General features: G+C 73.3%; 24 protein-coding genes. 15 read left to right on the top strand and 9 right to left on the bottom strand.

Annotation, left to right across the window (positions count from 1 at the left end):
- Positions 1 to 67 precede the first annotated feature (67 nt).
- The 3 genes from ACQPY0_RS36225 to ACQPY0_RS36215 all read left to right on the top strand — a co-directional run bounded on the left by ACQPY0_RS36225 (position 68) and on the right by ACQPY0_RS36215 (position 5,018).
- A complete protein-coding gene (locus tag ACQPY0_RS36225; protein WP_432971098.1) occupies positions 68 to 2,449 on the top strand; it encodes a ribonucleoside-diphosphate reductase subunit alpha in 2,382 nt (793 codons plus the stop codon).
- On the top strand, positions 2,440 to 3,483 hold the full coding sequence (locus ACQPY0_RS36220) for a ribonucleotide-diphosphate reductase subunit beta (RefSeq protein WP_432971095.1): 1,044 nt from the start codon (positions 2,440 to 2,442) through the stop codon (positions 3,481 to 3,483). Before ACQPY0_RS36225 ends, ACQPY0_RS36220 begins: the two co-directional genes overlap by 10 nt.
- A gap of 137 nt (positions 3,484 to 3,620) precedes the next feature.
- Positions 3,621 to 5,018, top strand: coding sequence for an IS1380 family transposase (locus tag ACQPY0_RS36215; RefSeq protein ID WP_432971092.1), 1,398 nt, complete (start codon positions 3,621 to 3,623; stop codon positions 5,016 to 5,018).
- Positions 5,019 to 5,263: 245 nt separating this feature from the next.
- Here the strand turns inward: ACQPY0_RS36215 and ACQPY0_RS36210 are convergent, their stop codons facing one another.
- The 6 genes from ACQPY0_RS36210 to ACQPY0_RS36185 all read right to left on the bottom strand — a co-directional run bounded on the left by ACQPY0_RS36210 (position 5,264) and on the right by ACQPY0_RS36185 (position 11,553).
- Positions 5,264 to 6,502, bottom strand: coding sequence for a magnesium transporter MgtE N-terminal domain-containing protein (locus ACQPY0_RS36210; protein ID WP_432971089.1), 1,239 nt, complete (start codon positions 6,500 to 6,502; stop codon positions 5,264 to 5,266).
- 61 nt (positions 6,503 to 6,563) lie between these two features.
- Positions 6,564 to 8,198 carry an Nramp family divalent metal transporter gene (locus ACQPY0_RS36205; protein WP_432971086.1) on the bottom strand — a complete coding sequence of 545 codons (1,635 nt, stop codon included), beginning with the start codon at positions 8,196 to 8,198 and terminating at the stop codon, positions 6,564 to 6,566.
- A 219-nt stretch (positions 8,199 to 8,417) separates the two neighbouring features.
- Positions 8,418 to 8,642, bottom strand: a complete 225-nt coding sequence (locus tag ACQPY0_RS36200) for a hypothetical protein (RefSeq protein WP_432971083.1) — start codon at positions 8,640 to 8,642, stop codon at positions 8,418 to 8,420.
- A gap of 90 nt (positions 8,643 to 8,732) precedes the next feature.
- The gene (locus ACQPY0_RS36195; RefSeq protein WP_432971080.1) at positions 8,733 to 9,725 is read right to left on the bottom strand and encodes an ABC transporter substrate-binding protein; all 993 of its coding nucleotides are present in this window, start codon (positions 9,723 to 9,725) and stop codon (positions 8,733 to 8,735) included.
- Positions 9,722 to 10,504 carry an ABC transporter ATP-binding protein gene (locus ACQPY0_RS36190; protein ID WP_432971077.1) on the bottom strand — a complete coding sequence of 261 codons (783 nt, stop codon included), beginning with the start codon at positions 10,502 to 10,504 and terminating at the stop codon, positions 9,722 to 9,724. Before ACQPY0_RS36190 ends, ACQPY0_RS36195 begins: the two co-directional genes overlap by 4 nt.
- Entirely contained in the window at positions 10,504 to 11,553 is a 1,050-nt protein-coding gene (locus ACQPY0_RS36185; RefSeq protein ID WP_432971074.1) for a FecCD family ABC transporter permease, read from the bottom strand. The genes ACQPY0_RS36190 and ACQPY0_RS36185 overlap by 1 nt, the downstream gene beginning before the upstream one ends.
- A gap of 85 nt (positions 11,554 to 11,638) precedes the next feature.
- Between ACQPY0_RS36185 and ACQPY0_RS36180 the strand changes: the two genes are divergently transcribed.
- The 12 genes from ACQPY0_RS36180 (at position 11,639) to ACQPY0_RS36125 (ending at position 22,160) form a co-directional block, all read left to right on the top strand.
- Positions 11,639 to 12,886, top strand: coding sequence for an MFS transporter (locus ACQPY0_RS36180; RefSeq protein ID WP_432971071.1), 1,248 nt, complete (start codon positions 11,639 to 11,641; stop codon positions 12,884 to 12,886).
- A 116-nt stretch (positions 12,887 to 13,002) separates the two neighbouring features.
- Positions 13,003 to 13,188: a streptamidine-related RiPP repeat protein gene (locus ACQPY0_RS36175; RefSeq protein ID WP_432971068.1), complete on the top strand. Its 186-nt coding sequence runs from the start codon at positions 13,003 to 13,005 to the stop codon at positions 13,186 to 13,188.
- Positions 13,189 to 13,225: 37 nt separating this feature from the next.
- Positions 13,226 to 14,035, top strand: a complete 810-nt coding sequence (locus ACQPY0_RS36170) for a hypothetical protein (RefSeq protein WP_432971065.1) — start codon at positions 13,226 to 13,228, stop codon at positions 14,033 to 14,035.
- Entirely contained in the window at positions 14,032 to 15,573 is a 1,542-nt protein-coding gene (locus ACQPY0_RS36165) for a CocE/NonD family hydrolase (protein WP_432971062.1), read from the top strand. Before ACQPY0_RS36170 ends, ACQPY0_RS36165 begins: the two co-directional genes overlap by 4 nt.
- Positions 15,558 to 16,958: a YcaO-like family protein gene (locus tag ACQPY0_RS36160; protein WP_432971059.1), complete on the top strand. Its 1,401-nt coding sequence runs from the start codon at positions 15,558 to 15,560 to the stop codon at positions 16,956 to 16,958. Before ACQPY0_RS36165 ends, ACQPY0_RS36160 begins: the two co-directional genes overlap by 16 nt.
- Positions 16,959 to 16,965: 7 nt before the next feature.
- The gene (locus ACQPY0_RS36155) at positions 16,966 to 18,261 is read left to right on the top strand and encodes a YcaO-like family protein (protein ID WP_432971056.1); all 1,296 of its coding nucleotides are present in this window, start codon (positions 16,966 to 16,968) and stop codon (positions 18,259 to 18,261) included.
- A 206-nt stretch (positions 18,262 to 18,467) separates the two neighbouring features.
- On the top strand, positions 18,468 to 18,848 hold the full coding sequence (locus tag ACQPY0_RS36150; protein WP_432971053.1) for a hypothetical protein: 381 nt from the start codon (positions 18,468 to 18,470) through the stop codon (positions 18,846 to 18,848).
- Position 18,849: 1 nt separating this feature from the next.
- Entirely contained in the window at positions 18,850 to 19,770 is a 921-nt protein-coding gene (locus tag ACQPY0_RS36145; protein WP_432971050.1) for a hypothetical protein, read from the top strand.
- Positions 19,767 to 20,258 (top strand): hypothetical protein, encoded by a 492-nt coding sequence (locus tag ACQPY0_RS36140; RefSeq protein WP_432971047.1) that lies wholly within the window; start codon positions 19,767 to 19,769, stop codon positions 20,256 to 20,258. Before ACQPY0_RS36145 ends, ACQPY0_RS36140 begins: the two co-directional genes overlap by 4 nt.
- Positions 20,255 to 21,058, top strand: a complete 804-nt coding sequence (locus ACQPY0_RS36135; protein WP_432971044.1) for a hypothetical protein — start codon at positions 20,255 to 20,257, stop codon at positions 21,056 to 21,058. Before ACQPY0_RS36140 ends, ACQPY0_RS36135 begins: the two co-directional genes overlap by 4 nt.
- A gap of 161 nt (positions 21,059 to 21,219) precedes the next feature.
- Entirely contained in the window at positions 21,220 to 21,432 is a 213-nt protein-coding gene (locus ACQPY0_RS36130; protein WP_432971041.1) for a hypothetical protein, read from the top strand.
- 116 nt (positions 21,433 to 21,548) lie between these two features.
- Positions 21,549 to 22,160 (top strand): STAS domain-containing protein, encoded by a 612-nt coding sequence (locus ACQPY0_RS36125; protein WP_432971038.1) that lies wholly within the window; start codon positions 21,549 to 21,551, stop codon positions 22,158 to 22,160.
- A 13-nt stretch (positions 22,161 to 22,173) separates the two neighbouring features.
- Here the strand turns inward: ACQPY0_RS36125 and ACQPY0_RS36120 are convergent, their stop codons facing one another.
- The 3 genes from ACQPY0_RS36120 to ACQPY0_RS36110 all read right to left on the bottom strand — a co-directional run bounded on the left by ACQPY0_RS36120 (position 22,174) and on the right by ACQPY0_RS36110 (position 23,808).
- Positions 22,174 to 22,698 (bottom strand): MarR family winged helix-turn-helix transcriptional regulator, encoded by a 525-nt coding sequence (locus tag ACQPY0_RS36120; RefSeq protein WP_432971035.1) that lies wholly within the window; start codon positions 22,696 to 22,698, stop codon positions 22,174 to 22,176.
- 128 nt (positions 22,699 to 22,826) lie between these two features.
- Complete coding sequence (locus ACQPY0_RS36115) at positions 22,827 to 23,258, bottom strand: PRC-barrel domain-containing protein (protein WP_432971032.1); 432 nt, start codon at positions 23,256 to 23,258, stop codon at positions 22,827 to 22,829.
- A complete protein-coding gene (locus ACQPY0_RS36110; protein ID WP_432971029.1) occupies positions 23,245 to 23,808 on the bottom strand; it encodes a PRC-barrel domain-containing protein in 564 nt (187 codons plus the stop codon). Before ACQPY0_RS36110 ends, ACQPY0_RS36115 begins: the two co-directional genes overlap by 14 nt.
- Positions 23,809 to 23,813 lie beyond the last annotated feature (5 nt).

Here is a 23,813-nt window from a genome sequence, read left to right as displayed (position 1 = left end):
CTGCCTTCGTCCGGCGGCGTCGTCCCCTGCGCGCCCGACGTTGATCGATGGGTGACGAGGGGAACACATGACGGTCACGCAGGACACGGCCGTGCCCGGTCAGGCGGCGCCGGAGCAGCGGCGCCACGCGATGCGGGTTCGCAAGCGCAACGGCGACCTGGAGCCGGTCGACGTCAACAAGATCGTCAGGGCGGTCGAGCGCCGGGTCGGCGATCTTGATGAGATCGACCCGCTGCGGGTGGCCACGAAGACGATCAGCGGGCTGTACGACGGGGCGAGCACCGCCGAGCTGGACAAGCTGTCGATCCAGACGGCGGCGGAGCTGATCGGGGAGGAGCCGCAGTACTCGAGACTCGCCGCCCGGCTGCTGGCCGCGTTCGTCGACAAGGAGGTCCGCGGGCAGGGCGTGGCGAGCTTCAGCCAGTCCATCGCCTACGCGCACGCCCAGGGGCTCATCGGCGACGAGACCGCCCGGTTCGTGGCCGGCAACGCCCGCAAGCTCGACGACGCCGTCGACACCGACGGGGACCTGCGCTTCGAGTACTTCGGGCTGCGCACCGTCGCCGACCGGTACCTGCTGCGCCACCCCGAGACCCGGTTGGTCGTCGAGACGCCGCAGTACTGGCTGCTGCGCGTCGCCTGCGGCCTGTCGCAGACGCCGGCGGAGGCGATCGGGTTCTACCGGCTGATGTCCTCCCTGGCGTATCTGCCCAGCTCGCCGACGTTGTTCAACTCCGGCACCCGGCACACCCAGATGTCCTCGTGCTTCCTGGTCGACTCGCCGCGCGACGAGCTGGACTCGATCTACGAGCGCTACCACCAGGTCGCGAAGCTGTCGAAGTTCTCCGGCGGGATCGGCATCTCGTGGTCGCGCGTGCGTGGGCGGGGCGCGCTGATCCGTGGTACCAACGGGAAGTCGAACGGTATCGTGCCCTTCCTCAAGACGCTGGACGCCGGCGTCGCCGCGGTGAACCAGGGCGGCCGGCGCAAGGGCGCGGCCTGCGTCTACCTGGAGCCGTGGCACCCGGACGTCGAGGAGTTCCTCGAGCTGCGGGACAACACCGGCGAGGAGGCCCGCCGCACCCACAACCTCAACCTCGCCAACTGGATCCCGGACGAGTTCATGCGCCGCGTCGAGGCGGACGAGGAGTGGTCGCTCATCGACCCGTCCGATGCCCCGGACCTGCCGGACCTGTTCGGCGCGGAGTTCGATCAGGCCTACCGGGACGCGGAGCGGCGGGCCGTGCGGACGGTCAAGGCCCGCGAGCTGTACGGGCGGATGATGCGGACCCTAGCGCAGACCGGCAACGGCTGGATGACGTTCAAGGACCGCTCGAACGCGCTGTCCAACCAGACCGGCCGGCGCGGCAACACCATCCACCTGTCGAACCTGTGCACCGAGATCCTCGAGGTCAACAGCGACGGCGAAACCGCCGTGTGCAACCTCGGCTCGATCAACCTCGGCGCCCACGTCACGGCCGACGGTGTCGACTGGGAGAAGCTGCGCGACACGGTGCGCACCGCGGTCGTGTTCCTGGACCGGGTCATCGACGTCAACTACTACCCGTCGGCGCAGGCGGCCGCCTCCAACCCGCGCTGGCGCCCGGTCGGCCTCGGGCTGATGGGCCTGCAGGACGCGTTCTTCACGCTGCGGCTGTCGTTCGACTCGCCGGAAGCGCGGGAGTTGTCCACCCGCGTGCAGGAGGAGATCCTGCTCACCGCCCTGGAGACCGCCGCGGGCCTGGCCGAGTGGTTCGGGCCGCACCCGGCGTTTGCCCAGACGCGTGCCGCCGCCGGCGTGCTGCATCCCGACCTCTGGGGCGCCCAGCCGACCCAGACCGAGCGGTGGACGGCGGTGCGGGCCCGGATCGCGGCGATCGGGCTGCGCAACTCGCTGCTGGTCGCGATAGCGCCGACGGCCACGATCGCGTCGATCGCGGGCTGCTACGAGTGCATCGAGCCGCAGGTGTCGAATCTGTTCAAGCGCGAGACCATGTCGGGGGAGTTCCTGCAGATCAATTCGTACCTCGTGCGCGAGCTGAAGTCGCGTGACCTCTGGACGCCGGCGATCCGTGAGCAGATCAAGCGCGCGGAGGGCTCGGTGCAGGGCATCGCCGAACTGCCCGCCGACATGCGCGAGCTGTACCGTACCGCCTGGGAACTCCCGCAGCGCGCGCTGATCGACCTCGCCGCGGCCCGGGCCCCCTACATCGACCAGTCGCAGTCGCTGAACCTGTTCATGAGCGCTCCGACGATCGGCAAGCTGTCCTCGATGTACCTGCACGCCTGGAAGTCGGGCCTGAAGACGACGTACTACCTGCGCTCGCGCCCGGCGACCCGCATCCAGCAGGCGACCGTGTCCGTCACCGCGGCCGTTTCGCTGATCGCCCCGGCCGAGGCCGTCGCCTGCTCCCTGGAGAACCCCGAATCGTGCGAGGCATGCCAGTGACCACCGTCCCCGAACCCCGTACCACCACGCCCAGCCACATGCTGCTCGATCCGGGCATGGATCTGACGCTGCGGCCCATGCGCTACCCGCACTTCTTCGACCGGTTCAAGGACGCCATCCGCAACACGTGGACCGTCGAGGAGGTCGACCTGCACTCCGACCGGCCCGACCTGGCCAAGCTCACCCCCGCCGAGCGGCACCTCGTCTCCCGGCTGGTCGCCTTCTTCGCCACCGGCGACACGATCGTCGCCAACAACCTGGTGCTCAACCTCTACCAGCACGTCAACTCGCCCGAGGGCCGGCTCTACCTGTCCCGGCAGCTGTTCGAGGAGGCCGTGCACGTTCAGTTCTACCTGAACCTCCTCGACACGTACGTGCCCGACGAGGCCGAGCGCTTCGCGGCGTTCGCGGCGGTGGAGAACATCCCGTCGATTGCCCGCAAGGCCGAGTTCTGCTTCCGCTGGATCGACTCCGTCCACGACCGGCGGCAGCTGCGCACGCGCGAGGACCGGCGGGCGTTCCTGCTCAACCTGATCTGCTTCGCCGCCTGCATCGAGGGGCTGTTCTTCTACGGCGCCTTCGCCTACGTGTACTACCTGCGCTCCCGCGGGCTGCTGCACGGGCTCGCCTCGGGCACCAACTGGGTGTTCCGCGACGAGTCGATGCACATGGCGTTCGCGTTCGACGTCGTGGACACCGTCCGCGCCGAGGAGCCGGACCTCTTCGACGAGAAGATGGCCGCCCAGGTCCGCGAGATGCTCGCCGAGGCGGTCGAGTGCGAGGTCCAGTTCGCCGCGGACCTGCTGGAACAGGGCATCTCCGGCATGTCGCTCGCGGACATGCGCGAGTACCTGCAGCACGTCGCCGACCGGCGGCTGGCGATGCTGGGGATCGAGCCGCTGTACGGCAGCCGCAACCCGTTCGCCTTCATGGAACTGCAGGACGTGCAGGAGCTGTCGAACTTCTTCGAGCGCCGTGTGTCGGCCTACCAGGTCGGCGTCACCGGCACCGTCACCTTCGACGACGACTTCTGACCCGGATCCGTGGATAGGGATACAACACGGCGTGGCATAGATGAACGGATGCCTTGTCAGCAGGGATGATTGGACTTGTCTAGGGACCAATCCGTCGCTGTGAGAAGGACACCCGTTCGGTGCAGAGGATACCTGGTTTGGCAGGTCGGGTGCGTGTCGGCGCACCGGACGCGTCGTTGACGCCGGTGTCGGGTGTGGTCGCGGTGGCCGAGTTGGTCGGCCGGTTGGGCGTGACCGCCGCGTTGGACGACGCAGTCGGTGCGATCAAGCAGCGGGACCGGGGCCTGTCCGCGGGGCAATTCCTGGTCGCGGTGGCGCAGGCGCAGATGTGCGGTGCGCAGTTCTGGACCGGGCTGGACCGCCGCCGTGCCGATCCGGCCGGGGAGGCGCTGTCGGCGGTGGCCACACCGGCCTCGACCACCGCGGTGCAGCTTGCTGACCGGTTCGGCCCGGCCCAGGTGGCCGGGGTAGAGGAAGGCATCGGGGAGATCGTGGGCCGGGTGGTGGGACTGCTGCCGGCCAGACGGCGCGCGGTGCTGCGTACGGGTGGGGCCACCATCGACCTGGACGGCACCGATGTGGAGTGCTACGGGGCCAAGAAGGAAGGGATCGCCTACAGCTACAAGGGTGCCCGGGCCGGGCGTCCGCACGTGGCCACGTGGGCGGAGGCCGGCCTGGTCACCGCGGCGGACCTGCTCGCAGGGGACGAGGACCCGCGCCCGGGGGCGGGATCGCTGATCGAACGCAGCGTGGCCACCCTGCGCGTGGCCGGGGTCAGCGTGCGGCCGAAGGTGCGCGGCGATGTGGGCTACTTCGCCAAGGACATCGCGGCCGCCGCAGTGGCGGCTGGTTGCGACTTCTCCCTGGGGGTGACCCGCAACCCGGCGGTCTGGCGGGCCGCCGCCGCGGTCCCGGACACGGCGTGGCACACGGCAAAGCGGATGAAGGGTGCCCAGGTTGCCGTCTGCGACTACGCGCCGGCCGGGTGGCCACCGGGCACCACGTGCGTGGTGCGGCGGGTCAAGGTCCGCGCCGCCGACGTCTCGACCGATCCACGGGCCCGTCGCCGGCGCACCATCCCCAAGGACCAACTCGCCCTGGCTCTGGACGGCCTCGTCGGCCACGTGTACGCGTACTCGTTCATCGCCACCAACCTGGACGTGTCCACCCCAGCCAGGGCGGTCGCGGTCGAGGCGTGGCACCGGATGCGCACCGACATCGAAGACCGCATCCGCGACGCCAAGCACGGCGCCGCGCTGCGGCACCTGCCCTCAGCCAGCCGGGCAGCGAACACGGTGTGGATGTGGGGTGCGCTGCTGGCCGTGAACCTGTCCGCCTGGCTGCAGGAACTGGCCGGTCTGGACGGCGGTGACGGACGCGGCCGGGCCCATCTGGGCACCCTGCGGCATCGGCTGCTGACGGTCCCGGCCCGGCTGGTCCGCCACGCCGGGCAGCTCACCCTGCGACTACCCCCAGACCAACAAGGTCTCGCCGAAGTGCTGCCCCGACTGCGCCGACTACCGATCTGGACCTGACCACCAGGCCCGACCGGCCCGAACACCCCACCGAGACCAGCGAACCCGGCGCCACCGGGCCACAACCATACCCACCGGCAGAAACACCGCATCACCCATCGCCCATCAGTGATATGCGTCAATCACGCCGCCGCTATCCACGGATCCGGGTCTGAGCATCGTGCGATCGGCGCCGCGTCCGCAGACACCGCGGACGGGGCGCCGTACGATCGGCCGCGCTGAACACGGGCCCCTCCAGGGTTGGATCAGGCGGCGGCGTTGTGGTGGTGCGGGGCCGGTTCGCGGTGGCGCCAGTTGGCGGGGATGGTCTCGTCGAGGACGTCGTCGATGGTGATCACGCCGATGAGGTGGCAGTCCTCGTCGACGACGGGCAGGGTGCTCAGGTTGTAGTCGGCCATCAGGGTGGCGATCTCGATCTGGTCGGCGTGTGCGGTGACGGTGACCGGGTCGGGCTCGGCGATGGTGCGCAGGGGTGCTGCCGGGTCGGCGCGCAGCAGACTGACCAGCCCGATCGCGCCGGCCACGCGTCCGCCGGGGTCCACCGTGTAGAGGTTGGCGAGGGCCTCGGGCTGGGTGGTGGTGGCGTCGCGGACGGCCTGGACCGCCTGGCGTGCGGTGGCGTCCTCGGGCAGGGCCAGGACGTCCACGCCCATCAGGCCCCCGGCGGTGGCGGCGTGGTAATGCAGCAGGTTGGTGACCGTGACCCGTAGCTCGTCGGGCAGCAGCGCCAGGACGCGCCGGCGGCGATCCTGCGGCAGCCCGGCGATCGCGTCGGTCGCGTCGTCGGCGCGCATATGGGCGATCACGTCGGCGACCTCGGGGTCGCCGCGGCCGGCGAACAGGTGGCTCTGCTGGTCCTCGTCGAGTTCTTCGAAGACGTCGGCTTCCAGTTCGGGATCGGTGTGGACCTGGGTGAGGATGTCGAGTTGCTCCGGCGCCGAGGCGGCTTCGAGCAGGTCGGCCAGTTCGGCGGCTCTGAGGCGGCGCAGCCGGGTCAGGGGGTGGCGGGCGCGCAGGGACGCCTGATGGCCGATGAGCGGCTCGAACGCGTGCCAGTCGCGGAACGGGTGGCGCGGGTGGTGGCCGGGGCGGTGCAGCCAGCGCAGCCGGTGGACGTCGACACCGGAGAGCACCCACTCGCCGGACGGGCCGGCGGTCAGTTCGATGTCGTGGGCGTGGACCAGCCGGGCGGTGGTGGTGTCCAGCAGGCGGTGCCCCAGCACGTCGGCGTGCAGCAGCACCTCTCCCTCGCGGCGCTGGAAGGCGCGCAGGTCGACGCGGGCGCTGGCGAGTTCGACGCGGTCGGGCTGCCAGGTGCGCACCACGGCGGCGGGGATGAAGACCCGCCGCCGGCCGAGTTCGGCGACCAGGCCGGTGACCGGCGGGTAGCCGGCGGCGGGCAGCCGGACGATGACGTCGACGAGGCGTCCCAGTCGCTGGCCCCGCGCGTCGATCGCGGCGGTCCTCAGCAGCCGTGACAGCACCAGCCTGGGTGTCCGTTCGGGACCGGTGGCGGATGGCACGGCGTGGCCCCCTTTCCCTTTTCTAGTATCCCAGCGCGAGCTGGGCCACCCGGACCACGACGAGGGCAACGGCGATGAGCAGATAGCCGCGCAGCACCGCCAGACCCAGCCGCCGCCCGGGCGACAGCCGCGCTCGCTGCAGCAGGGCCAGCGGCGGCATTCGCCAGGACTCCCGCTGCGAGCGGTCGACCCGAACGGTGGCCCGGGCCGGGTGGCGGTGGCGGGCGGCGATCAGCCAGGCCGCGCCGGCCGCACCGAGCAGGGCGCCCGCGGCGAGGACGGCCAGGATCTGGGTCACGGTGATCCGTGGGTAGAGGACGCTGGCGGTCAGGACGATCGACATCATGACGAGCGCACCGATGACGGCTGACGTGAACAGGTTGGTGGCCCGGCCGTTGACCCACGGTCCCAGCACCGCACGGTCGTTGCACAGCAGCAGCAGGAACACCGTCGCCGAGGGCAGCAACACCCCGGCAAGGGTCTGTACCCCCTCGGTCAGCAGTCCCAGCGGGGAGCCGGGGAGCACCACGATGACGGCCGAGATCAGCAGCAGCGCGGCGAACATCGCGTAGAAGGGCTTGGCCTGCCGCGGCGTGCGGTGCAGTGAGTGCTTGAGGCCGAGCACGTCGCCGATGGCGTACGAGGTGGACAGGGCGACCGCCGCCGCGCCGATGATCGAGGCGTCGATGAGCGCGATCGCGAACAGGATGCCCGCCGCCTCGTGGACGTACCGGCCCAGGCCGGCGGCGACCCCGGCCGCGTCCGTGAACTGCCCGGACCCGGGACGGCCGGCGAACGCGGCCGCGGCGCAGCACATCATCGCCGCCGCGCCGACCACGACGATGACGATGCCGATCCACAGATCGACCTTCTCGTAGCGGATGAACCGGGGCGTGATCCGCTTGTCGATCACGTAGGACTGCTGGAAGAACAACTGCCAGGGCGCGACGGTGGTACCGACGATGGCGATGATCAGCAGCAGTACCGTGGACGGTTCACCGGCGGGCATGCCCGGCACCACGAAGTCGCGACCGACCTGCCCCAGCGGCGGGTGGGCCATGACGACGACCGGGATCAGCGCCAGGGAGCCGGCCACCAGGACCAGACAGACCCGTTCGAACCGCGGGAACGACCCGGTGCTCGCCGCCGCGATCACGGCCACGGCCGCCACCAGCACCCCGGGAATCCGGGGCAGTCCGAGATAGCCCAGCCCGAGGCTGATCCCGATGAACTCGGTGACGATGGTCAGGGCGTTGAGCGCGAACAGGTCGATCACGCTGAACGCGCCCCAGAACCGGCCGTAACGCTCCAGGATGAGCCGGGCGTGCCCGGCGCCGGTCACGGCACCCAGCCGCAGGACCATCTCCTGGTTGACGTAGAGCACCGGCACCAGCAGCAGGAGCGTCCACAGCAGGCGGGTGCCGTAGTTCTGCCCGGCCTGGGTGTAGGTGCCGAACGCCCCGGCGTCGTTGTCGCCCACCATCACGATCAGGCCCGGGCCGACGATCGCGAGCAGGGTCTTCAGTTTGGTCGACAGCCCGGGCCGGAGCCCGGTGTCCTGCGCGGCGATGCTGCCCAGCGCGCCCCGGATGTCACCGGCGGGCGCGGAGTCCAGCGCCGTGTGCTCATCGTCGACGCGTGCGTGCGTTCCGGCCATCGCGCACCCCCCTCCCGTCCAGGACGGGACAGAGGCGGCACGCGCCGGCCGCGTCGGTGCTGTCGCACACCTCGCTCAACGAGCGGGCAGCGTCACGCGTTCGGGCGGAAGGCCTGGTCGGCGGGTGCCGCGAGCGAACCAAGGACGATCAAGAGCATGGGGCTACGACGATAACCGCCGGGACTGGAATCCACTGCTCTCGCCTCCCCTCGGTCGCGGCTACCGGCTGCGGAGCCGGGATGCCCAATGCCGGGTCACCGTGTGGAACATGCCGGACGCCATCCCGTGTACCGCAAGGAGCGGCCTGATCCGGGCGTGTTCGCCGCCGTGCGGGTGCCGCGGGCGTCGTTCGTACTGCCCCGCCAACCGCGCCGCGACGCACAGCGATGCCACCGCGCAGGCCAGCCACAGCACGGCGAAGACAAGGATGCCAACGAAAGACATCTCGGCCACCTCGCCACGTGTGCACTCCTCTGCTGATCCTACGCCGAACTGGTGCCGCTGGACCGTCACGCTCAAGCGGTGGATCGCGGGTCAGAAGGCGTCCGGGTGCAGCTGCCGGGCCAGTGCGGCAACGCCGTCGACGGAGCGCAGGGCGCCGCCGAAGGTCGCCTCCGGGGTGGCGATGACGCGGCCGGTGCGCACGGCGGTGGTGTCGGCGAAGGTGCGCCGCAGATAGTCCTGGGCGCTGGCGCGGCCGGCGTCGTCGAGGTAGGTGTGGACGATGACGTCCGGGTTCTTGCGGGCGATGGTTTCCGGGGAGACCTGGGCGTAGTACTCGCCGGCCGGCATCTCGGACTGCTCGGTGACGTTACGGCCGCCGGCTAGGGTGAGCACGTCCGTGTAGAGGCCGCCGGCGTCGGCGTAGAGCGCCTTGTCGTACACCGTGACCAGTGCGCACCGCACAGGCGGGCGGCCGGACAGGCGCGCCGCGGTGTCGGCGATGCTCGCCCGGCCGCGTTCGCCGATCTCCTTCGCCTTCGCCTCGACGCCGAAGACACGGCCCAGGTTGGCCAGGTCGATGTCGGCGTCGCCGACCTTCGCCAGGACCTTGCGTCCCTCGCAGAACGAGGCGTTGAGGTACACCACGATGCCCTTGGCGGCCAGGTCCTCGACGGTGGGCAGCTGTTTGCCGTCGAAGTGGTACGCGGCGTCGGCGACGATGAGGTCGGGCCGGGCGGACAGCAGTACCTCGACCGACGGCTCCTGCGCGGCGAGCACCTTCACCTTGGCGTAGCGCTCGGCGTAGGCGGGGCTGGGCGGGGACTGGTCGGTGTTGACCTGCCCGGCGATGCGGGCGTCGAGTTCGAGCGCGAGCAGCAGCTCGGTCATCGCGGGGTAGAACGAGACGATGCGCTGCGGCGGGGCGGCGAAGGTCAGATCGCGGCCGCAGGCGGTGACCGGCACCGTGGTGGCGCTCGCCGTGGGTGCGCCGCCCTCGGCGGGTGCGGCGCACCCCGCGAGCAGCAGGCCGCCGGTGGCGGCGGCGCCGCGCAGGAGACTGCGGCGGGAGACGGCGACGTTCATGGGGAGTCCTCCTCCAGTGGGGCCAGGTACAGGTGTGGTGCGTCGGTGAGGGGGTTCGTGCCCGGGTGGGCGCGGACCTTGAAGATCCGTGCGAGCAGTTCGGGGGTGAGCACGTCGCCGGGGCGGCCGGTCGCGGCGACGCGGCCGGCGTGCAGGACGTAGACGCGGTCGCAGAACGCGGCGGCGTGGTTGAGGTCGTGCAGCGCGGCGAGCGTGGTCAGCCGCAGCCGGCGGATGAGCCGCAGCTGACCGAGCTGGGCGGTGATGTCGAGGTGGTTGGTCGGTTCGTCGAGCACGAGCAGCCGCGGCTGCTGGGCGAGGGCGCGGGCGAGCAGGACCCGCTGCTTCTCCCCGCCCGACAACGTGTGCACGAGCCGGTGGGCCTGATCGCGCAGGCCGACCCGGTCGAGGGCGGCGAGGACCAGGGCGGTGTCGGCGGCGGTGTCGCGCGCCAGCAGTGCCTTGTGCGGGGTGCGGCCGGCCAGGACGGTCTCGGCCACGGTGAACGCGAAGTCGCCGCCGTGCTCCTGCTGGACCGCGGCGGTGTGCCGGGCGGCCTCGCGGACGCCGACATCGCGCCACAGATCCCGGCCGTCGAGCCACACCGCGCCGCCCGAGGGCCGCAACGCCCGGTACACGGTGCGCAGCAGGGTGGACTTGCCGCTGCCGTTCGGGCCGAGCAGCCCGACGAACTCGCCGGGGCGCACGTCCAGGTCGACGCCGCCGACGATCGGGCGGCCGCCGCGCCGGACGTGTACGGCATCCAGGTGCAGGTGCATCAGCGGACCGCCTGTTCGGTGTCGCCGCGGCGCAGCAGCCACAGCAGCACGGGGGTGCCGAGGACTGCGGTGAGGATGCCGACGGGCAGCTCGAGCGGCCGGGCGAGCGTGCGGGCGGCGGTGTCGACGAGCAGCAGGTAGCAGCCGCCGAAGAGGGCGGCCAGCGGCAGGACCCGGCGGTGGTCGGCGCCGACGAGCAGCCGGACCACGTGCGGCACGAGCAGGCCGACGAAGCCGACGGCGCCGACCTCGGCGATGACCGTGCCGGTGACCAGTGCGGTGATCAGCAGCAGCCGCAGCCGCAGGCGGCCGGCGTCGACGCCGAGCGCGGTGGCGGTCTCGTCGCCGAAGGTCAGCGCGTTGAGCCGCCGGCCCTGGGTGAGCAGCCACAGCGTGCCGGCGACGACGCAGACGGCCGGGACGCCCAGTTGCGGCCAGCGCGCGCCGCTGAGGGAGCCCAGCAGCCAGAACAGCACGCCGGCGAGCTGGTCGGGGTGGGCCCGCAGCTGCAGGTAGCTGGTGACCGCCGAGGCGAGGTAGCCGATCGAGACGCCGGCGAGCAGCAGCCGGCCCGGCAGCAGCTGCCCGGCCCGGCGGCCCAGCACCAGCACCAGGGCGAGCGCGGCGGCGGCCCCGGCGAACGCGGCGGCCGGCAGGCTCAGCCCGGCCACGGCCGCGCTGCCGAGCGTAAGCACCGCGACCGCGCCGAGCGAGGCACCGGAGGCCAGGCCGAGGACGTACGGGTCGGCGAGCGGGTTGCGCACGACGGCCTGCAGCACCGTGCCGGCCACCGACAGGCCCACGCCGGCGACGATCGCCAGCAGGGCCCGGGGTGCGCGGTACTGCCACACGATGTCGTCGCCGATCAGGTCCGCGCCGTAGCGGCCGCCGGCCAGGTGCGCCGCGACGATGCGGACCACGTCACCGACCGGCACGTCGACGGCGCCGATGCCCAGTGCGAGCAGCGTCCCGGCGAGCATCGCACCGGCGGATCCGGCTACGGCGAGCCGGAATCCTCGCCGGCTGCGTATCGCCGTCATCGTCTGCATCGCATCCCGTCCTCCGTTGCCTGCCAGCGGGCGGCGCGAACGTACCACTATTGAATATGGTTTTCAATTGCGATAAGGGTTGTGCATGGATGCGAGCATCGACGAGACCGCCACCCCGCTGCGTGCCGACCCGTTGTGGCGCCGCTATCTGCTCGCCCGTTCGGTGTCGTGGGCGGGCTCGACGATGACACTGGTGGCGCTGCCGCTGATGGTGTTCCAGCACACCGGCAGCCCCGCGCTCACCGCGGCCCTGGCCGCGGTGGAGTCGGTGCCGTACCTGGTGTTCGGCCTGCTCGCCGGGGCCCTCGCCGACCGCTGGGATCGCCGGCGGACCCTGGTGGCGACGAGCCTCGCGCAGGCGCTCCTCCTCGGCGGTATCCCGGCGGCGGCGGTGCTGGACGTCCTCACGCCGGCGCACGTGTTCGTGGCCGCGGCGGGCAGCGGCATCGCCGCGGTCTTCTTCGACGCGGCGAGCTTCGCGGTGCTGCCTGCCCTCGTCGGCGGGCGCCGGATCGCCCGGGCGACGGCGAGCAGTGTCAGCGCGTACACCGTGATCGGCCTCGCCGGGCCGGCCGTCGCCGGTCTCATCGCCACGGCGGCCGGCCCGGCGACCGCGATCGGGCTCGACGCGCTGTCCTTCGCCGCCGCCGCGGCGCTGCTGGCCCGGCTGCCCCTCGCCCGGCTCTCCGCGCTCGCCGCCCCGCCGCCCGGCCCGCGCCGCCGGCTCGGCGCCGAGATCCGCGAGGGCCTGGCCTTCGTCCGGCACCATCCGGCGGTCCGCTCCTACACGCTGCTCGGCATCGGCAACAGCCTCACCGGCGGAGCGGTGCTCGGCCTCATCGTCGTCGTCGCCGTCGACCGGCTCGGGCTGGCCGCGCACGACTGGCGCGTCGGGCTGTGCTACGTCGCGGCCTGTGCCGGCACGCTCGTCGCCAACACCGCCCTGCCCCGGCTGCGCGCCAGGATGCCGGCCGGGTGGATCACCCTGGCCGGGCTCGCCGCCAACTGGCTGGCCCTGCTCGCCTGGGCCGGCGCCACCCGCCTCGGGCCCGCGCTCGCCGCGCTGCTGCTGTGGCAGGCGACCAACAGCCTGGTCAGCGTCAACGGCATCGTCGCCCGGCAGCAGGCCGCCCCGGACCATCTCCAGGGGCGGGTCAACGCCACGGCCCGCATGATCGCCTGGGGTGGCCAGCCGCTCGGCGCCGCCCTCGGCGGCATGATCGCCGAGGCCGCGGGCGTGCGCATCGCGCTGCTCGCGGCCGGTTGCGCGGTGCTCGCCGCCGCGGTCGCCGGCTGGGCCACGCCGCTGCGGCACCGCACGAGCCCGTCGTAGCCGACGTATGCGAACCGCACCACGTATCGACCGATCTCTTGCGCGGCCGAACGGTGCGCCGCTATGGTCGGCTTACTGAAAACGAAAGTCGTTTTCAGTAACCCCGAGGAGGTCCTGTGAAGGTCACGTTCGAGCCGGTCAAGGAGCAGCCGCAGCTGCGCGCGCTGCAGGGTCCGGGCACCAACGCCCTGGTCCACACGCCGTTCACGTTCGAGCCCGTGCGCGAGCAGGCGCCGCTGCGGGCGCTGCAGGGCCCGGGCACCAACGCCCTGGTCCACAGCCCGTTCGCCTACCAGCACTGACCGGCTGACAGCCGCGCCTTCATCCCGGAGACCGACCATGACCCGCACCCCGACCCGCATCGCCCCCGGCGCCCACCTGTATCCGGGCCCGGACGGTGTCTGGCGCTATCACCTGCCCGGCGACGAGTTCGTCCGCATCACCGCCCCCGGTGAGCTCCTGGAGACCGCTCAGCGGCTGCTCCACGGGGCCGGCGGCGCGGACACCGCCGGCGAGCTGGACCAGCTGCTGGCCGCGTTCGACGAGCGCGGTCTGCTGGCCGGCCCGCCGCCGGCCGCGCCACAGACCCTGACGACCGTCTGGGTCGACGGCGACAACCCGGTCGCCGAGCAGGTGGCGCGTCTGCTGCGGGCCGAGGCGCGGGTGCTGACCGGCCCGGCCGATGAAGGCGCGGTCACCGCCGCCGACGTCGTGGTCTCGTGCGCCGGCTGGCTGCCCGACGCTCGCTGGCGCCGGCTCGACCGCTGGTGCCGCCGGAACGGCCGCCCCTGGCACATGAGCTACGCCGAGGGCCGCCGCTGGTACACCGGGCCGCTGTTCGTGCCCGGCGCCAGTGCCGGCTACGCCGACGTGCGGGCCCGGCGGCTCGCCGCGAGCGGGGTGCCGGCGGAACTGCGCGCCCACTGGGCGTACCTGGACTCGACGGCCGTCGCGCCGCCGGTGCCCTGGCCGTCGGCCGGGGCCGCCGCGATCGTCGCCGGGCTGATCGTCAACGACGTCCTCGCCTGGCGCGACACCGGCACCGCCGCGGCCCACGGGCTGCAGATCGGCCTGGACCCGGCGACGGGCGAGCTGACCCGCCACCCGGTGCTGGCGCTACCGGCGATCGCGGCGGGGGAGTCGTCGTGACGGCGGTGCGGGCCAACCTGCGGCTCGCCGCGCCCGACGGGACCGCCCTGGCCACCGATGTCTATCTCCCGGCGCGGACACCGGCGCCGGTCGTGGTGACCCGTACCGCCTACGACCGCTCCGCGCAGCTGCAGGAGGGGCTGGGCTGGGCCCGTAACGGCTACGCGTTCGTGGTCCAGGACGTCCGCGGCCGCTACGGCTCCGACGGCGTCTGGCGGCCGTACCGGGCCGAGCGGCGCGACGGAGCGGCCCTGGCCGACTGGATCGCCGCGCAGCCGTGGTGCGACGGGCGCCTGGTGACGCTCGGCGGCTCCTACAGCGCGTACACCGCCTGGACGACCGCGGTCGAACGACCCCGGCTGGTCGCCGGCGTGATCAGCCTCGGCCCGGCGATGGGCCTGGCCCGGGTGAAGTTCGACCGGTCCGGCATCCTGCGCCTGGCCGAGCACGCCGCCTGGTGGCTGGAGCGGGCCGAGTCGCGCACCAGCCGCACCGGCCTGGCCGCGGCCATGTTCGCCGCCGAGCCCGGCCTGCTGCGGCACCTGCCGGTCGCCGACCTGCCGGAGCGGATGTGGGCCCACCTCGAGCACTGGGGCGACACGCTCGCCGCCGGACCCGGCCACGAGGCGCCCGAGGCCGTCACCGACGCCGAACTGGCCGGGCTCGATGCCGCCACGCTGCACATCGGCGGCTGGTACGACCTGCTGCTGCCCGAGACCCTGCACCAGTGGCGGCACGCCGGCGCGAGCCGCACCCTGCTGATCGGCCCGTGGGAGCACGATCTGTGCTGGTCGGGGTCGACCGCGGTCGGCGCCCGCGAGCACGGTCCGGCGGCCCGGGTCGATCCCGGCCGGCTGCTGCTGCGCTGGCTGGATCGCATCCTCAACGGCGATCCCGGCGGGGCCGAGGCGCGGGTCTTCGACATCGGCGCCGGCCGCTGGTGGACCGGCGCCGAATGGCCGCCCGCCGCCGGTGAACGCACCTGGTACGCGGGGCAGGGCGGCACGCTGACCCCGGACGCACCCGGCGACGGTGCCGACCGGTACTCCTACGACCCCGCCGACCCGTACCCCTCGGCCGACCCCGGCGCCGACCGTTCGGCGCTGCAGGGCCGCGCCGACGCCGTCCGGTACACCACCGACCCCCTGGCCGCTGCCCTGACCATCGCCGGCGCGCCGGCCGTCACGCTGCACGCGAGCACCTCCGCCGGCGGCACCGACTTCATCGCGCGGCTGCTGGAGTGCCGGCCCGACGGCACCGTCCTGGCCCTGGCCCAGGGCGCCGTCGACACCGGCCGGACCGCCGCGCCGTACCGCATCGAGCTGGACCACGTCGCGGCCACGATCGCGGCCGGCGCCCGGCTGCGGCTGGAGATCACCAGCAGCGACTTCCCGTACCTGGCCCGCCACCTCAACACCGGCCCCGACCGGTACCGCGGCACCGGCGTCCGGGTCGCCGAGCAGACCATCCACAGTGGACCAGCCGGCCCGACGGCGGTCACCGTACCCGTGCTGGAGAATCCGTGGCCGACGCGCTGACCCGCATCGCCGGGGAACTGTTCGCGCACGCCGCGCCGGCGGAGCGGTGGCTGGTCGATCCGCGGCTGGGACTGCTCACCGCGGTGACCCGCCAGCCGCCGCAGCCCGGCGCCCCGTCCGGCTGGGTCGGCTTCGGCGCGCACGTCGCCGACACCACCGTCTACGCGCCGTGGACCACCGACCGGTACGGCTTCGGCGCCGCCCTCGGCGAACCGGGCCGGGCCCGCCGCGCGGCGGTCGGCGAGGCCGTCGAGCGGTACTGCGGCAACATCGTCCCGCCCGGCCTGCCGGTCGCGAGCTACGCCGAGCTCGTCGCCGCCGGGCACCGCGCCGTCGACCCGGCCGGCCTCGCGCTGTACTCGGCCGCACAGTACGCCGAGCCGGGGTTCCCGTTCGTGCCCTTCACCCCCGACCTGCGGGTGCCGTGGGTCCGGGGCACGTGCCTGCACACCGGCGCCGACACATTCGTGCCCGCGTCGCTGGTCCATCTCAATCTGCCCCGCACCGGCCCGGCCACCAACGCCCTGTCCTACGCCGGGATCGCCACCGGCACCGACCGCGCCCACGCCGAACGGTTCGCCCTCGAGGAACTGCTCGAGCGGGACGCCACCGCCCTGTGGTGGACCGCCGGCCCGCCCGCGCCGCGCATCGCCGACGCCGGCCCGATCCTCGACCGCCTCGGCGACTTCCACATCGGCGGCGGCACGGTCCTGCTGCGGCAGGTGCCGTCCGGCTTCGGCGTTCCCGTCGTCGCCGCGTTCATCGAGGACGTCACGGCCGCCGTGGTCGCCTTCGGCAGCGCCTGCCGGGCCGATGCGCGCGAGGCGGCCGCGAAGGCGCTCGTCGAGGCCGTCGGCATGTACACCCTCACACTCAAGCTCCTCGACCCCGGCTCCGACGTGTGGGCCGCCATCGCCGAGGGCATCATCCCCCGGCACGTGTACCGCCCGTACCGGCCCGACCGCTCCTACCGCGACGCGTTCCGGCCCGACCTGCGCGACCTGGTCGACCTACCGGCCGTCGCCCAGCTCTACCTCGACCCACGCATGCAGGGCGAGCCCCTCGACCGGCTGCGTGCCGCCACGCCGGCGACGACCCTGGCCGCGATGCCGTCGGTCGCCGGCGGGACCGCCCGTGAGGTGTACCTGGAGCGGCTCGCCGCCGCCGGGTTGTCCGCGGTCAGCGTCGAGCTCACCACCCCCGACGTCGCGGCCGCCGGGCTGCGCGTGGTCCGCGTCGTGGTGCCCGGGCTGTACGGCAACGCCCCGCCCGCGTTCGCGTTGCACGGCGGGCGCCGGCTGCACACCGAACCGGTCGCCCGCGGCTGGCGCACCGGGCCGCTGACCGACGCCGACCTCGCCCGGCCACCGATCCCGCTCGCCTGAGGAAACCATGGACCCCGACCTGCTGTGCGACGCCCGCACCGGCATCGTGCGCCGCCTCGCCGCCCATCCCGTCCCGTCCCACTTCCCGGCCGGCTTCCGGCTCGTCGACTCCTACCTCGCCGACACCCGCGCGTTCTGCCCGTGGCCGGTCGACAGCGCCGGCGCGGGGTACACGTTCGCCGACCCCGTGCACGCGGTCGCGGCGGCGCTGGGGGAGGCCGCCGAGCGCTACTGCGGCAACCTCGTCCCGCCCGGCGCGGTCACGGCGACCCATGCCGAGCTCGTCGCGGCCGGGACGCCCGCGCTCGACCCGCAGACGGTGGCGTTGTTCGGCGCCGCGCAGTACGCCACGCCCGGGTTCCCGTTCGTGCCGCTCACCCGCGACCTGCCGGTGCCCTGGGCCACCGGCACCGACCTGGCCACCGGACGGCCGGTCGCGGTCCCGGCCGCGCTGGTCTGGGTCAACCACCCCGGCGGCCCGCGCACGAACCCGATCGTCCAGGCCGGGCTCGCGGCCGGCCCCACCCCCGCCGACGCGGACTGGAGCGCCCTGCGCGAGGTCGTCGAACGCGACGCCATGACCGTCGTCTGGACCGGCGGCCGCCCGCTGTACCGCATCCTGCCCACCGACACCCTGCGCAGCCTCGGCGCCGGACCCGACGACGTACTGCGGACGAGCTGGTACTGGTTCCCGGCCGAGGTGCGGCTGCCGGTGGTGGGGGCGCTGGTGCACGATCAGGTCACCGGCTACCTCGCGCTCGGCATGGGCTGCGCCCCCGATCCGATCGCCGCCATGACCAAGGCACTCGGCGAGGCGCTGCAACTGCAGCTGCTGCTCGCCGACTACGACGACCCCGACGGCCCCTTCGCCCGGGCCGCCACCGCCCCGGGCAGCCCGCTCAAACCGTGGCGGCCGGCCCGCGACTACGCGGCCGCCTACCGACCCGACCTGGCCGACGCCGTCGACTACGGCTGCCACCTCCAGCTGCACCTCGACCCCGCGGTCCAGGAGCGGTTCCTGGCCCAGCTCGACGCCCGCACGGCCGGCGACATCGAACCCGCCGGCCTTGCCGCCGGCGCGCCGGCCGACCTGCCCGCCACGGTGCGCCGCCTCGGTGAGCTCGGCCATCGGGTGATCAGCGTCGACGTCACCACCGACGACGTCCGCGCCGCCGGGCTGCACGTCACCCGGGTCGTCGTCCCCGGCTACTACACCAACGCCGCCGCTGGCCTGCCGCTGGTGGGCGGCTCCCGCCTGCCCCCGGCAGCCGGGGCGGACCGGCCGTTGCCCCTGCCGCACTGAATGGGCGCCAGCCGGACGGGCGCGCCGGCGATACTCGTCCCGGCGCAGGTCGGGCAGGACGTCCCGGCCGCCGTCATCGGAGCGTAACCGCGGCCGCCGTCAGCACCGGCGCTGGCCCGCATCCGCCGCGCGGCTGACATTCGGGACAGACGCCTGTCACTTTCCCCGTTACACTGCGGGCCGGGGCGGACACGGGGAGGCAAGGCGTGGGCGATTCCGGCGAGCGGCTGGGCGCGGACCTGTATCGGCTTCTGCGTGTCGCGGATGGTCATCTGCCGACGGTCGCGGCGGTGTATCAGGATGCCGCGGCGAACCTGGAGGCGGCCGGGGCGCCGGCCGAGCGGCTGTTCCGGCGGCCGGGCGCGCTCGGCGGCGGGACCAGCGCGGCGTGGGAGCCGTGGATCGAACTGCACACCACCGTGCTGCGCTGCCTGCGCGACACCGGGGCGGCTCTGGACGACGCGTCCCAGGCGCTGCGGATCGCCGTCGACGCGTATCGTGCCGCCGACGACGGGGCGCGGATGACGCTGCAGGAGTTCCTCGACCGCGACGGCGAGCCGAAGCCGCAGCCGCGGGTGGACGGCTGACGTGAGCTACGAGCAGCTGCTGGAGCACGCGGAGTCGGTGAAGGCCCGGGCGGTCTACCGGGCGTTCAAGAAGAACGAGGACGCGCAGGAGTACGCGCGCTACAGCGGGCCGGAGGGGTATTTCGCCGACATCCCGGGGCGCATCCAGGCGTACACCGGCATCCCCGACCCAGCGGAGTTCGATCCGCTCATCGACCGGCTGCGGGCCGTCATGGGCGAGCTGTCGGCCGGGCACGTCAGCGAGGACCCGGTTCACTCCGGCGAGGTGTATCCGGCGAACATGCGGCTGGCGCCGCTGACCACGGCGGCGGACTACCTGGAGGGCTGGACCGGCACGGCCGCCATGGCGTTCAAGGAGCACTTCCTGGACCCGTTCCCGCTGGTGGCGCAGAACCAGTTCGTGCTCACCGCGGTGCTGAAGTCGGCGCTGCTGGCCTGCCGGGCGATGTGGGCGTCGGCGCGCAAGGACATCGACGGGGTGCTGCACGCCACGATGGCGGCGCTGGACAACGACCCGTGCTGTGACCCGAACAAGTGGACGTTCGAGTTCACCGTCGTCTCCTCCATCGCGACCGTGGGCGGCGTGGTCGCCACGGCGCTCACCGACGGGCTCGCCGCGCCGCTGGTGTTCGCCGCCATCGACGCCACCTCGGCCGCGGTCGGGGCGAAGCCGCCGGAGAGCATCAAGGACAACAAGACCGGCCAGACGGCCATCCAGATCGTCAACGCCATGTGGGACGGGCTGCGCAAGGCCGTGACCCTGACGGCCGACACCGAGCGACTGCTGCACGAGAAGGCCGGCATCCTGCTGCAGCAGGCGGTCACGCACCGGGACCTGTTCGTCGCGGCGCACCCGGCGATCGCGGGCGCCACGGCCGCGAACGCGACCAGCGGCGCCTACTTCGGCGAGCACCTGCGGTGAACGGCCACGCGCAGCGCCTCGAGGCGCTCACCGTGCGGGTCCAGGTCCCCGGGGCCGCGATCGGGGCGGCGCTGACCCGCCGCAACGAGGTGACGCTCGAGTTCGGCCCCGGCGAGTACCAGCGGCTGACCGACGCGGACCTCGAGCACCACCTGGCGACGGTCGCGCGGCTGCTGCACACCGCCTGGCTGCGCGCCTACCGGCAGACGCTGGACCCGTCCATCGTGGACACGCCCGGCGTCGACAACGACACGGACCGCGCGTTCTACGACGCCCGCGCCGAGGTCGTCGGCCGGGGCGCGTCGCCGGACGGCCGGATCCGGCTCACCGCGCACGGCCCGCAGCGGGTCACGGCCGGCATCGCCCGCGGCACCGTGGCCGAACTGTCCGAGGAGCAGTTCGTGGAGGCGTTCCGCGCCGCCGGCGTCGCGCTCATCCTCGACTACACCGCCCAGGTCGACGAGCTCAAGGACCGCATCTACCGATGAAGCGGCAGATCGTCATCGGCGCCGTCGCCGCCCTCGTGGCCGCCGGCGCAGTCGCGTACGTCATCGTCTCCCGCCTGCCCGGTCCCGCGCCCTGCGCCGTGGCCTCGACCGCCCCGCCGGGTCCCCGCGGCCGCGCCACCGCGGCCCCGGACGGCGGCGCGGTCCGCGTCGTCGAGCAGGGCTTCACCGACGAGCTCAACGGCGGGGTCAGCTACGGCGCGATCCTCGCGAACACCAGCACATCCATCGCGTACCGCACCCGCGTGACCTTCACCTTCTCGCGCGACGGCCAGGTCATCGAACCGGCCTCGCCGGACTCCGGCCGCTCCACCCAGGAGATCCCGGTCATCATGCCCGGCCAGCGCGTCGGGGTGGGCACGTTCGAGCCGCTGCCGTCGCCGGGGACGGTGTCCGCGGCCGAGCTCAGGCTCGGCGACACGACGTGGCTGACCCCGGCCGCGCTCGGCGCCGCATACAAGCCGATCGCCGCGACCGTGGAGCGCACCGAGCACCCGAACGCCCAGCACCCCGGCTACTATCGGATCACCTTCGCCGCCGACGCGCCGGCCTGCAGTGACCTGGACTACCGGGGCGCCGGCGTGATCCTGCGCGACGCCTCCGGCACCATCATCGGCGGCGCGCTGAGCCTGTCACCGGGCGCCGCGTGCATGCGCACGCGCGGCACAGGGCTGGCGGAGCCCGGCGAGCTGCTGCCGGTCGCCGACGACAGCAGGACCCAGGTCTTCCCGTATTGCGACGTCGCCCCCGCCGCCGACCCGGACGACCACATCGCGAACTGAACGCGGCGGGACGTACGCTAAATCGTTGCACACCGCAATTGTTTGCCATGGCATGGATGATGCTTGGGCGGCGGGGATCGGCACTTGTCGTGCAATCGTCATACGGTCGCCGCGGGAGTGTCATGTGCCGAAGGTGATGTTGAAGGCCGGGAGGTCTGCACATGACGGTGTTGCACGAGTCCGACGGCATCGATTTCCGTCTCGTGTGTGACGGGTGCGGGGCGGCGGTCGAGCGTCTCGGGGCCAATCTGCACAACTGGGATCTGGCCTGGAGCTTCATCAAGCGGCACGGCTGGATCGGCGATCGGTCGCGCCAGGGGCCGCACGGCTGCCCGCGCTGCACCCGGCGGGCCGCCGCGGCGATCGACGGCTGAGGGCGATGGTCGGTGCCGCCGGCGGGATCGTCACGAGACCGTCATGCCGGCGGTGCTGCGGTCGCTGCCGCGAGTACAGATGACTGCACTATGCACATGATTGGCGAGGTGCCGCAATGACCGCGTTGCTCAGCCGCGACGGGACGGACTTCAGCCTGGTGTGCGATTCCTGTGGCTGGGTGATCGGCAACCTGGCCACCTCGACCGGGGACTGGCGCGGGGCGTGGCGCTTGTTCAGCCTGGACGGATGGCACGGCAGCGAGCTGGCCATCGGTCCGCACGGATGCGGCCGGTGCGGGCCTCCGGCGGCGCTGGCCGGGATCGTCGCCCGGTCGCTGGACGCGCCGTCGGTGCTGCCCGCAGGGCGGGTGGGGCAGCGGATCGTGGTGCAGCTGCTGTCCGACGTCCGGGCGATCTACCTGCGGGGCGAGCTGCTGTGCGCCGACGAGGCCCGGCTCTGGGACGTGCTCAGCGGCGATCCCGGCCGGTTCGTGCACCTGATGGTCGACGTGAGCCAGGTCCGGCGCCTGAGCTCCGCCACGCTCGACGTCCTGGTGCGGGCCGCGCAGCGGGCCGCCGAACGCGGGGGCCGGACGTGCCTCGTCGGTGCCGACCCGGCGGTGTCCAGGGCACTTCGCATGCTGTGCCTGCACCATCTGTTGCCGGCCTGGGCCGAGCAGGTCTCCGCGCTGGAGTGGCTGCGCGCCGGTCGACCGGTGGCAACCTGATCCGGGGCGGGCGTCAGGCGTCGGGCGGCTCGAGCTCCTCGTCGATGGAGGGGAAGCCGAGCCACCATTCGCTTTCGGGCAGCTCGCCCGAGGCGGCGGCGAAGGCGCGCAGGGCCGGTGCCACGGCCGGGTGCCACACGTCCGCGGTCGCGGCGACGACGGCGGCCAGCTGCTCCCGGCGGCTCTGCGTCACCTGCTGCACGAGCCGGCGCCCGGCCGCGGTGAGGGTGAGCCGGACCACGCGCCGGTCGGCGGACGAGCGGGACCGGCGGGCCAGTTTCTTGCGGACCAGCCGGTCGCACATGCGGGTGCCGGTCGAGGCGGCCACCTGCAGCTCGGCCGAGATGTCGGCCACCCGTTGCGGTCCGCGCGCGGCGAGCACGACCAGCGCGCGGTACTGCGGCAGCGTCACGTCCGGATCGATGTCGGCGAGGGACCGGGCGGCGATGCCGACCAGCGCCCGGCTGGCGGCCAGCAGCGCCTCGACGGCCTCGGGAGCGGCGACCGCGGGAACCAGCGCGCGTGCATCGTTGGGCATGGGCACACCCTAAGGTGTCACCAGATTCCCCGGTGAAACGCCGCGCACAGGCCGGGCAGCGGTGCCACCACATCCCGCCCAGCCGCTCGGCCTGCCCGTGGGTGGTGGGCCGACGGGCCCGGCGGCGTTCAGGCCGCCACCACGACGGCGAACGTCCCGCAGCCCTGCAGCCGTTTGCCGTCGACCGTGGTGTTGCCGACGATCAGCGACGTGATCTCGCCCGTGCTGTTGTCGAACTCGGCGTTGTCGACCGTGCCGAGGTCGTCGCCGTCCGCCGTCAACAACCGCTTTCGCAGTAGCTTGCCGGGCGCGCCGGCGAGGCGCTCGAGCGAATCCGGCGTGGGCACGATCCGGGAGGCGGAGGCGACGGTGACCGCATCCGTACCGAACGCCGTCAGGTCGTGCCACAACAACGTGTCGGCCCCGTGGACCTTGTGTTGCAGGCGCAGCGCCACCACCCGGCGGGCATGCGGGTCGACGACGAGGTCGGCCACCGAGCCCACCCTGCGGGCCACGTCCGTGGCGACGACCGGACGTCCGGTCGCCTCACTGAACAGCATCGGCGCCGCCTCCCTCTCCGTGGCGCCCGAGGCGCCGGAACGCCGCGACGGCACTGCCGAACTCCGACAGGTCCTGCCGGACGAACTGCGTGGCCTCGTTGGGCACGACGACCGCCTCGCCCGAGGCCGCGGTGGTGTGGGGGAGGGGCAGCAGCACCCGCCGGCTGTCGGCGTACAACGCCGGGCCCGCGACGATGTCGTACCCGACCACGTCGACGGCTCCGCCGGGCGAGACCTCCAGGATCACGTCGGCGACGGCGCCGAGATCGGTGCCGCCCTCGGTGATCACGTGGTTGGCGAGCACGTCACTGTCGCGGGCGCGGGCCCGGGGCACGACGTCCCGCACACCCACGGTCGCCCCGGGAGCGCCGGTCATCACGGCGTCGCGGCCCACGCTGCTGACGGCGCCGGCCGGCAAGGCCTTGTCCAGCGGCCCCGCGAACAGGCCCCGCCCGTTGAGGGTGAAGCCCCGAACACGGCCGGTGTCGCCGTCGAACACCACGTCCTTGACGTCGGCGACGTCGTCGCCGTCCAGCGTGACGACCGTCATGCCGA

The organism is Dactylosporangium sp. CA-233914 (genome assembly GCF_050942935.1).
Lineage (GTDB): Bacteria > Actinomycetota > Actinomycetes > Mycobacteriales > Micromonosporaceae > Dactylosporangium.
The sequence above is the reverse complement of the archived record's forward strand: the minus strand, read 5'-3'. Positions and strand labels throughout refer to the sequence as shown.